Source organism: Clostridium hydrogeniformans DSM 21757, from assembly GCF_000686705.1.
GTDB classification, from domain to species: domain Bacteria; phylum Bacillota; class Clostridia; order Clostridiales; family Clostridiaceae; genus Clostridium_Z; species Clostridium_Z hydrogeniformans.
The window spans coordinates 210,479-220,851 of record NZ_KK366005.1; the positions used below are offsets into that span (position 1 = coordinate 210,479).

The following is a 10,373-nucleotide window of genomic DNA, read 5'->3' on the forward strand; positions in this document are numbered from 1 at the left end:
CCACCTCATTATAGTTTCAAAATAATTAATGTAAGATAAATTAAACCTATATATTTTATCTTATGCCCATTATATATATTTTGATTTAAGGAGTTTTATAAAAATATCATTGACTTATCTTACCTTAAAAAAATGTATAAATTAATTTTAAAATTTAAAATAATTTAAGTTAACCCCCCCTGAGGTTTATAGATAATTAAGACACAATTAACAGGAGGAGAATCTTCACTACTACCTATCCTTAACTTTATAACACTATTATGATATTAGTTTTTTACCTATAGAGAAATATCTATATAATACTTTAACAAATTGAGGAATAGATTTTTCTACTTCTTTCTTTTTACTTCCTGTTTTATATTCTAATTCCTCTTCTATTGTTTTTAATCCATAGGCTATAATATCTTGTGGTAAAATCTTAATACCTGTCTTATAATAAAAAGCCTTTGCCATAGACTTGATAGCTTCCTCATTATCTATAAGAGCAAAGGATGAAAATAAACAAAAACCTAGATTTTCAAGAGCTATAATTTGTCCATATAAATACTCCATGTGAGTTAAATTCTTAAAGGCTTCCCCCTTAGTTTTAAGCTCTACCTGAAAATTCTTCTCCTCAGATATAGATGGTTTAGAAACCATAGGTTTTATATCTTCCCTATCTTTATAAAGGTTAAACACTCCTTTAGTTCTGCCTCCTATAACTCTTCCTACTAATGACCCATTTTCTACTTCCTCCATTAATACTCTTACATTCTCTCTTGTATAATCCATGCTCTCTGCCTTTAAAAAGAGAGCACAGGTAAATAAAAACTCTATAGAATCAAGCCCTAGTTCAAAAGCCTTTGAGTTCATTTCCTTAGTAAATCCCTTATCATCTATATTAAAAATTTCCTTTAAAGCTGAATACGCCTCACTTTCTGCTGGTGATGACAGCACCGTGCTCTCTTTATCTCCTACTACATGCCTATTGAGACATCCTATAACACAAAGTGGTGCGCAAGTCTTATTTATTCTTTCCTCATATATTTTTTTAACCTTTTTATCTAAAACTGGAACCTCTATATCCCTTCCTTTAGTAAGCATTTTTACTAAGGTTATAGATCCATAACCTGGTAGTGCTCCTCCACATATAGGATTATTCACGATAGCTGCTCCTATATTTTTACCCTCCTTCATTATAGCCTTCTCATCATATACCTTCCTCTTGAAATATCCATTAGAGTTTACTACTATTGCCTTTAAATTCTTTGATCCAAAAACATCTCCTGCTCCCCCTCTTCCACAATAATAGGTTGGCTTTCCTTCTGGATAAGTACTAAATACAGTAGAAAGCTGGAGTCTTCTTTCCCCAGTAGGTCCTATTCCAATAACTGCGGAGTCTTGTCCATAAATATCCCTAAGTATATTCACAGTTTCCCCCACTTTCCTATATTTAAGATTATGACTCCTTAAAGCTACTCCTTTTTCCTCTATTACAAGAGTAGGTGGATTTTCTCCTTTGTATTTACCCTTTATAACTACTGCACTATAGTTTAAACTTCCTAATTTTTGTGGCATATTTCCTGTGGTATTATTAACTTGCATTCCTTCATTATTTCCACTGTTACAAGCTACTATCATTCTCCCTGTACTAGGCATTAAAGTCCCTGTTAATAATCCTGGCACAATTATAATAGTATTTTCCTCATCATACCTATCACAGCCTTTAGATGAATTTTCACAAAGAAGCTTTAAAGCAAGTCCTCTACCATAATGTCCTTCCTTTTTTATATCATAGTCTTTAGTATAAATTTCCTCTGTAGTTAAGTTTACATATAATATTTTTTCCATAATAGAATCCCCCAAAATATATTATTGAATAAGGCTATGAACCAAAGTATGTTATATGTACCTGTTATAACAACTTGAATTCATAGCCTTAAAGAAAAAATCACATTATATAAATTCTATCATGAAAACCATTAACTTTTATCACATATAGGTAAATTTAATAGCTCCTATCACTTATATAAATTAATAAAATATTTTTCGTATCACATTTATTATTATATGGGTACAGATGAGTCTTTATTATTTTAATAACCTTGTATAGGGTTTTAAGATACATTCTTAACTTATTCATTAGAAATCTCCTTGATTCCTCTTACTTTAAGCAAATGTATAAATTAGCTTTTAACTTTAAAACCCTATAAGTTATAAACTAATGAGTTATAAAACAAAAGTATCCTAAGGATTTAAATCCCTAGGATACTTCTCATTTATATATAATAATTATCTTCTCTTACTATTTGCAACTTCTATTCTAACTCTTCTTCCACCGTTGAATCTCTTATTAGTACAGTTATCTATTATATCTTGTACTGCATCTTCAGCTGCATCTATGAAAGTGAACTTCTCCATTATGTCTATATCACCTATCTCTTCTTTTCTTATGTTTCCTTGATCTCCTAAGAATTGAAGTAGGGATTTTGGATTAACACTATCCATTCTTCCAACATTTAAGAATAATCTTACAAACTTAGCTGACTTAGCTCCTATCTTATTCTCAGTGTAGTCAAATGATACTTCCTTACTATATATCATATGAGTTAAAGCTGCTGCCACGTCAACTAAGCTATATTCATTATCAAGCTCAGAAACTAGTGGAACAAATCTCTTATAATCTTCACTACTTAAAGTATCAGTTATTCTTGTGCATATATTCTTATACTTAGCTACAAATATATCATCTACTGTTGGTATTTCTTTTCTCTTTATCTTTCCCTTAGTAGCTCTTTCTATTTGCTTTAATGCCATGTACTCTCTTGGAGTAACTAATGTATATGCTATTCCTTCTCTATTTGCTCTTCCTGTTCTTCCTATTCTGTGAACATAAGACTCATTGTCTTGTGGAAGATCATAGTTTATAACGTGAGATACATTCTCAACGTCTATTCCTCTTGCTGCTACATCTGTTGCAACTAAGAACTCAAGGTTTCCTTCCTTGAACTTTCTTAAAGTGTTTATTCTGTGGTTCTGTGTCATATCACCGTGCATTCCTTCAACACTGTAACCTCTAGTTTGCATAGATTCAACTAGCTCATCAACACCTTTTTTAGTCTTACAGAAAATTATAGCTGCTGTTGGCTCATCTACATCTAAAACTCTACATAAAGTTTCAAATCTATCCTTATGTTTTACTTCAAAGTAAAACTGGCTTACAGCACTACAAGTTATAGCATTCTTAACTACAGATATATGCTTTGAATCATCTTTCATGTAGTTTCTAGCTAAGTTCTTTATTTCTCTTGGCATAGTTGCTGAGAATAAAAGAGTATTTCTGTCATCATTAGCTGACTTTATTATCTCTTCTATATCATCAATAAATCCCATATTAAGCATTTCATCTGCTTCGTCAAGAACTAAAAATTCTATATCAGTTAAATCAAGAACTCCCCTTCTTAAAAGGTCAAGAATTCTTCCTGGAGTTCCAACTACTATGTCAACACCTCTTCTGATAGCTTTTATTTGTCTATCTATTGGTTGACCACCGTAAACTGGTAATATATTTTTTCTTGCATGCTTTGCTATTCTTACAAGTTCATCATTAACCTGTATTGCAAGCTCTCTTGTTGGCGCTAATACTAAACATTTAACATGTCTTCCATCCTTTGATATAGAGCTTAAAACTGGTGCTCCGAAAGCTAAAGTTTTTCCTGTTCCTGTTTGAGCTTGCCCTATAACATCATGTCCTTCTAAAAGTACAGGTATTACTTCTCCCTGTATTGCTGAAGGTTCCTCAAAACCCATGTCGTTTATTGCTCTTAGTACCTCATTACTTAATCCTAAATCGCTAAATTTTTTGTTTTCCATCTAAAACCATCCTTATATATTTAATGTATATATAGGCCTTCCTAACTTATTTGTTGATTTATATTTCATAAGTATCCACTTACTTAGGAAATATAAATCAACAAATTCTTCTAGAGACCTATATTCTAAAAACGCACTTGTTAAGTATGACATTAAAAGTGAAAAGTTGCAACACCTAATTTAAAAGAATTAAACTTTTTATTTTCTATTACTGTAATTATTTTACTTTATTGTAGTATCTCCCCTAATTATAATGTATAATACTGGCTAATTCTTCTTATTATAGATTGGATAAGAATTTTGCTTTTAATTAAAGCCATAGCTATCTAAAGAAAAAAATTCATTTTATTCCTTATAAGCTTCTATGCTATCACTACCTTCTACACTAAAACTTATATATAAATACTTAATGAATCTTCTTTATATTATTCCACAAAATACTACAATCCTTCTATTAGAACATAACAATTTAATTGTCACTTATCTCATACCTGTTTCTACTTAATACCTTTTTTATATACTTACCTCCATACATATTAATGACTCTGTTATAAAATAAGAGTTATTACTATATTATTGCCTCTATATTCATATTTATATCCTTAAAATCACCTAAATAATTTATCCTATTAGTTCCATAGTGAAAAGCTTTCCTTATTATTAAATGAAAACCTTTTAAAATATATTAAACTATTGTATTAAAATCATGTATTCATTAGGTTATTACCTAATGAATACTACCTTTCAAAAGTGTAAGTTTAAAACTTAAAATTATGTGGTAAAATATGATTAAATTAAGGATTTATAGTTGCCTAATTCTTATATGATACAAATATCACTAATTCTATTTAATTTTAAAAATACTGATGAGTTAGGTAATATAATTAAAATATTAAATAATTGTAAATAGAAACTTAATTAGTATAGATATTTTAAGTTAAAGACTCAACCCTAAAGGAGTGATAATATGAAAATCTTTAAAAAATTGTTGTTTCTTATAATCCCCATCTTCCTTTTGGTTGGATGTGATAGTATAGATATAAATAAATTTTCTGATGATTACTCAAAAGACACAGATAAACTAAAAAATAAAACTATAAGTGCTTTAAGTGATTACTTAAATACAGAAATAGATGAAAAAAAGTTTTCCTATAACCTTGATTATAAAGATGCTCTCATAGAAGCTGAAACTAATAAACCCATATATAAGGGTGATAGGCTTAGTGGCACCTTAAAAGAAAAGGTAAAAGATCTTGGAATAATAAGCTTTGTTGGAGAATTTGGAGATAAGGATACCCTATTAAAACTCTTTAAATTAGTTTATACTCCCGATGGAAGTATAAGTGAAACAGAAGCTAAAAACCTTGCCGAAAAGTTCATATATGAGAAAAACTTAGAAACAAAAGATGGAGAACTTGTTTTCTTGTCTAAAGAAGCCTCCAAAGATAAATCCATAGATGTGGTTAAATTTAAATCTAAAAACCTAGATATAATAAAGGTATATGTAAATAACTATTTAAAAGAAGTTGTTGGTTTTAGCTTATATGATACTCCAGACTTTTAAAGGATATATTTTTAAAAGAGTTAATGATTCTTAATTGAAGCATTGACTCTTTTTATTGTTGTATTCTCTTAATGTAGATATTTTAGAAGAAAATTTTTAGACCTATTTCTCAAGGATTGATGAAAATGACATTAACTTTGACATATAATCCACATTGAACGTGTTATGATTTTAAAAATCTAGGATTTTTATCCAAAATACCATATAATAGTTAATATATATATTTATTCAAGCTAAATTTTTATCTTGAAAGGAGAATTTATGGAGATTGAATTTAAAAATGAAATGCAACATATTATTGACCTAAACTATCATCTTGTTAAAGATTCTAAATCGTTTAAAATACAGAAACAGGTTTTCACATGGCTACCCTTCTCATCTGTGATACTGTATACAATTATTTCTAATTATCCATGGCATAATAACTTTTTATTTACAGCAACTGTACAAATCACCATTAGTATAATTGGAACACTTATACTTTCTAAAATTTTTCCTTGGCTAACAAAAAAATCTTATCGTTTATCCATTAAGGGAATTACTAATCTTGATGAATACTTAAATGCTTCAACAAAAGTATTATTGAATACATCTGAAATAATTATAGAAACTATTGCTTCTAAATCTAAAGTGCCTTGGTCTTCTGTAACTAATCTAATAATTGATCATAAGTATATATATGTACATACTAAATTGATATCTTGCATTCAAATACCTATAGACTCATTCAAATCATCAGAAAAAACAGCTAATTTCATAGGTTATATCAATAAAAATTTTAAAAATAAATGATATACATATGAGTGTATATCACTTACTTTTACTTAAAGCCTAAACTATAAATTGCAATATCAAATTGAACTAATTTTTATTTATTATTATTTTTCTCTACTTTACCCCCTATTTTCCTTTAAGTTTTTATCTCCTCCTCCCCCTGTTCCTCTTTTCTAGTCCTGAGCTCCATTATTTATATGTTTATCTTTTCAATTCTTTTTATCTTTAAGTGAGACCCTAAATTTTATATTTAGCTAGTGGAACTTACACCTACGGATTCATATGAGTAGTGTGTTTCCTTTTCTATCTATTATCTATTATCTATTACATATTGTATGTTCTTTTTGCTCTTCGATTTCAAGTGGAATTAAAAACGCTAGGATTTACTTTTCTTTCATCTTGCGGTGTTATTTCACTCCTAGTTGTCTTTACTTTTAAAGATATTTCAGTATATGAAAAAAAGATTAATGCTCCAATTACTAAAACATTAATCTTTTTAACTTCTTTCACTTCATTATTAATATTATGCTATGAAGTTTATTGCTATTTATATTGATTTTACTATCAACTTATTGTACTAACTTTTTTGCATTTATATACAGTAATTTTATGCATCTAATTAGATAGCTAGTATTATCTTTCTGGTCTACTTTCAATCTTATTTAAAATTATATTTTTATCTTCATCCAATTTCTTTTACTGACCTTCATCTTATCTTTTGCAATGTCTACTACCATATCTTTTGTGTACCCATTTTCAACCAAATAATTATTGAAAGAATGTATACTATTCACCTTCTTATTAATAGTGGCTAGTTAATACTGATTTTCAATTAGATAATTCCTATAACTAGTGATATAGAATCTTTTTATTTCACCATTGAAATCAACTCCCTTACTTTCAAGGAATGCTCCAAAATCAGAAGTATATCAAACATAGCTTTCAACTGTCTTTAAGCTCTCCTATCTTCCTCTAAGTTTATTTTTAATTTTTTAGCAGTTCATTCATTTTTCTTTACTCCTTTTAATGTTTTAGGTATAGAAAAAAGGCTAACGCCTTTTTCTTCAACATTAACCTTTACTAATACTATAATATATATTTGATTTTTACTTTTATTACAGCTTACTAAATTATTGAAATTATGCAAACAGTTCATACTTTAAATTAATCTCTCAATCCATTGCTGGATAATGATTATAGTTACATCTTGCTTGTCAACTGTTTTTTGTGGTTAGTATCCCCTGACTTTTTCAATCATTCTACTAAGACCTATTACAATCAGACCAATTTATAAATGTACTTAGAATCTCTTCTAAGTTACAAATTCCCCCCCTACCTTTGAACACTTTTTCCTTAATTTTGAAGTTAATCCAATTATCACCACTTCTTAGAATTTTTATTGGTGTAAAATCTTTATCCTCAAGCACTGTATCAACTATATCAATATCAACAAGCCACCCTGGATTATCTAAATTTTGTATTCTAAATCCATAGCTGTGTTCCCAATCTCAGTTACATTCTTTTTCAAACCATTCCTCTATCTTTTTTATCACATTCATCCAATCATTTCCTCCTATTTCGGTATTTCGTCAATTCTTGGTATTCTTACTCCACCTGGTACTGACTTATCATGCACATGTGGCATTAGATCCTCACCAGTTACTGGATTATAATGCGGATTACCTGTTCCATCATAGCGTTTTCCTAAATCTAATCCTGTTGGATTCTTCGGATTTGATTTATATATTTCATAGTTAGTAACTTTTCCTGTTGATGGATCAGTTTTGAAAGTACTATGAGGATATCCATTCGCCGGTGTATCTGGTTTTAGCTTATTCGAAGATTTTCTTCCAAACAGCTGCAAATCTATTATAAAAGTATCCTCAGCTTTACCCGTTTCCTCAAAAAACTTAATATCCCTTTGCCTTAAATTACTATTAAAGCTCTTTTATGTTTCTGTCTGTTTAATTATTTCTTTCTTACTTGAGTTATTATTAAATAACTTTAATGCTCCTCCTCCGGCTCCTGCTAATGCTGGTCCGATTTTTGCTAAATTTAAAATCATATTAACTACAGGTAAACTTACCGCAATTGAATTATCTAATACTCTAGATACTAGTTATGATACATTAATATTTTCTGCAATGTCTAATCCATTTACAACATCTGAAGCTATTCCTAGCTTCGCCATCTCAGCTGCGATCATTTCTGCATTCTTTATAACTTTTCTGTCATTATATACATATTTAACTTTATTTCTTATTATATTAATCGCCGATTTTACATATTTCTTTGCTTCATTTAATCCATTTCCTTAATCTTATTATATGTGCCACTTACCCAACTTCTGGCACTATTCCATGCCCAAGAACCAGTTTCTTCTACTGTTTCATAACCACCTTTTATTTTGCTACCTAAATAGTCACTTTGGTTCTTTCCCCATAAACCAAGGCTATCAAATAGTTTAGTCTAGTGACCATTTTGATTATCATAAATTAAAGAATTATTTTTGCAATAAGTATGTAAATCTAATCGCTTCTCTATAGTTATTCTATAATCTTTATAATAGACTTACTACAACAACTTTTTCATGTTCCTATTTGCTATTAGATATATGTTTGATGAATGAATATCCTTTATCTTTTTATTGATTGTTTCTACCTCATAGTTACTTTATACTAGAAAACTCTTGTAACTTAGAAGATTATCATTGAAATCAACGTCTTTAATTATCGGAAATTATATGAAGTCCTTAGCTTTCTATTGTTTCGACACCCTTACCATCCCAATTAGGCTTACTTTGAAATCTTCAATTATTTTATACACCATCTTTACTCCTCTCAATTTCTTTATATGTAAAAAGAGCCAATGCTTCTTAATTAGAAACATTGACTCTTATAATTGTTATAATATATATTTAGTTTTTCTTTTAATTACAGCTAACTGCATTATAATAATTATGTAGTAAGTCTAAAGTAATCGACTTTGTTAGAATCCTTTAAGATAAATCATTTCTATAATTATCATTCGTATTAATAGCTTTTGCAGTTAGTTTATTTAAAATTTTGGAGTTAAAAGTAAACTCAAATTATCTATTTTAAATTCAGTTGATTTAGCCATTATTTACAGCTTTTCAAGCTGAATAGTATTGTTATTCACCTTCTTGTAAATCTCTGTTTTTATCTACCTTATCGTTGTTTTTTGATGTATTTATCTTTATTGATGTATTGTATTTTTTAGTTATCTATTTTATTGAATTATTTTATTGGTTATTTATTATAATTTCTTCATTGATTATTACTTTAGTTCTTATCTCATTAGATTTTCTTTTATTAACTTATTATTATTTATTCTGATTATTTTTTATTTATCAATTTATCTTTTCTTAATCTTTCTTTATTTTTATTATTTATCTTTAGGTTCTTGTTCCCCCCTATCCCCCCGTTGCTCTTTCCAAGTCCCGAGTTCCAAGTTCCATTATTTATATGTTTTATCTTTTCAATTCTTTTTATTTTTTAGTGGAATTGATTTTCCCCTATATATTTATTGTTCCCAATTCCCCTCGATTTCAAGTGGAATTATTGACCCTAGGATTTCCTATGCTTTCAGCTTACGATAGTTTTTAACCCTAGTCCTCTTAGCTTTTATAAATATTTCAGCACATGAAAAAAAGGTTAATGCTCCAATTACTGAAACATTAACCTTTTAACTTCTTTCACTGCATTATTTAAGTTATGCAGTATTAAATCTTATTACTTTTATTGATTTAGCTAGATTGTCCTCTTATTATTTTTTATGCAGTTAATCACCTATTTATTATGCATCTACTTATATTGCCTATTCTTCTATTTCCTCTACATATTCTAAAAATAAATCTTGTAACTCATTATCAGTATCAATATTGTCTAAATACAATTTAGGTTCAGTCTTACACCCACTTAATGTACTACTTCCATCAATTATACCTAGAATACTTGAAATAGTATCAATCATTACTAATTCTATTACTCCCATTAACTTTTTTTTATTTTCTTCTGTCAGATTTTCGTATAATTGCAATGCACTTATCCAATACTTATCAGTAGCTTCCTCTACATTGGTATTATCAAGTAGCTCTTTATATTCGTTCTTCCCTTCTTGAACTATAGTTTTGTAAAGACTTCTAATAAAAATTTCCTTCATT

6 protein-coding genes and 1 pseudogene are annotated in these 10,373 nt (G+C 28.6%); 2 read left to right on the forward strand and 5 right to left on the reverse strand.

All coding sequences use genetic code 11. From position 1 onward, the window contains the following. Positions 1–258: 258 nt before the first annotated feature. Both BR69_RS0118105 and BR69_RS0118110 read right to left on the reverse strand, forming a co-directional pair. Positions 259–1,830 (reverse strand): aldehyde ferredoxin oxidoreductase N-terminal domain-containing protein, encoded by a 1,572-nt coding sequence (locus BR69_RS0118105; RefSeq protein WP_027634471.1) that lies wholly within the window; start codon positions 1,828–1,830, stop codon positions 259–261. Between the two features lie 441 nt (positions 1,831–2,271). Then, positions 2,272–3,852 carry a DEAD/DEAH box helicase gene (locus tag BR69_RS0118110; RefSeq protein WP_027634472.1) on the reverse strand — a complete coding sequence of 527 codons (1,581 nt, stop codon included), beginning with the start codon at positions 3,850–3,852 and terminating at the stop codon, positions 2,272–2,274. A 967-nt stretch (positions 3,853–4,819) separates the two neighbouring features. Here BR69_RS0118110 and BR69_RS0118115 point away from each other — a divergent pair. Together BR69_RS0118115 and BR69_RS0118120 are read left to right on the forward strand one after the other, a co-directional pair. Beyond that, positions 4,820–5,416: a hypothetical protein gene (locus tag BR69_RS0118115; protein WP_027634473.1), complete on the forward strand. Its 597-nt coding sequence runs from the start codon at positions 4,820–4,822 to the stop codon at positions 5,414–5,416. Between the two features lie 261 nt (positions 5,417–5,677). Beyond that, positions 5,678–6,208 carry a YcxB family protein gene (locus tag BR69_RS0118120; protein ID WP_027634474.1) on the forward strand — a complete coding sequence of 177 codons (531 nt, stop codon included), beginning with the start codon at positions 5,678–5,680 and terminating at the stop codon, positions 6,206–6,208. Between the two features lie 1,244 nt (positions 6,209–7,452). Here BR69_RS0118120 and BR69_RS22225 read toward each other — a convergent pair. The 3 genes and pseudogenes from BR69_RS22225 to BR69_RS0118150 all read right to left on the reverse strand — a co-directional run. Next, positions 7,453–7,686 (reverse strand): annotated as a pseudogene (locus BR69_RS22225) (Imm53 family immunity protein); the annotation flags it as partial. A 77-nt stretch (positions 7,687–7,763) separates the two neighbouring features. Then, complete coding sequence (locus tag BR69_RS0118135) at positions 7,764–8,054, reverse strand: polymorphic toxin type 24 domain-containing protein (RefSeq protein ID WP_027634475.1); 291 nt, start codon at positions 8,052–8,054, stop codon at positions 7,764–7,766. Positions 8,055–10,027: 1,973 nt separating this feature from the next. Beyond that, positions 10,028–10,372 (reverse strand): hypothetical protein, encoded by a 345-nt coding sequence (locus tag BR69_RS0118150; RefSeq protein ID WP_027634476.1) that lies wholly within the window; start codon positions 10,370–10,372, stop codon positions 10,028–10,030. Position 10,373 lies beyond the last annotated feature (1 nt).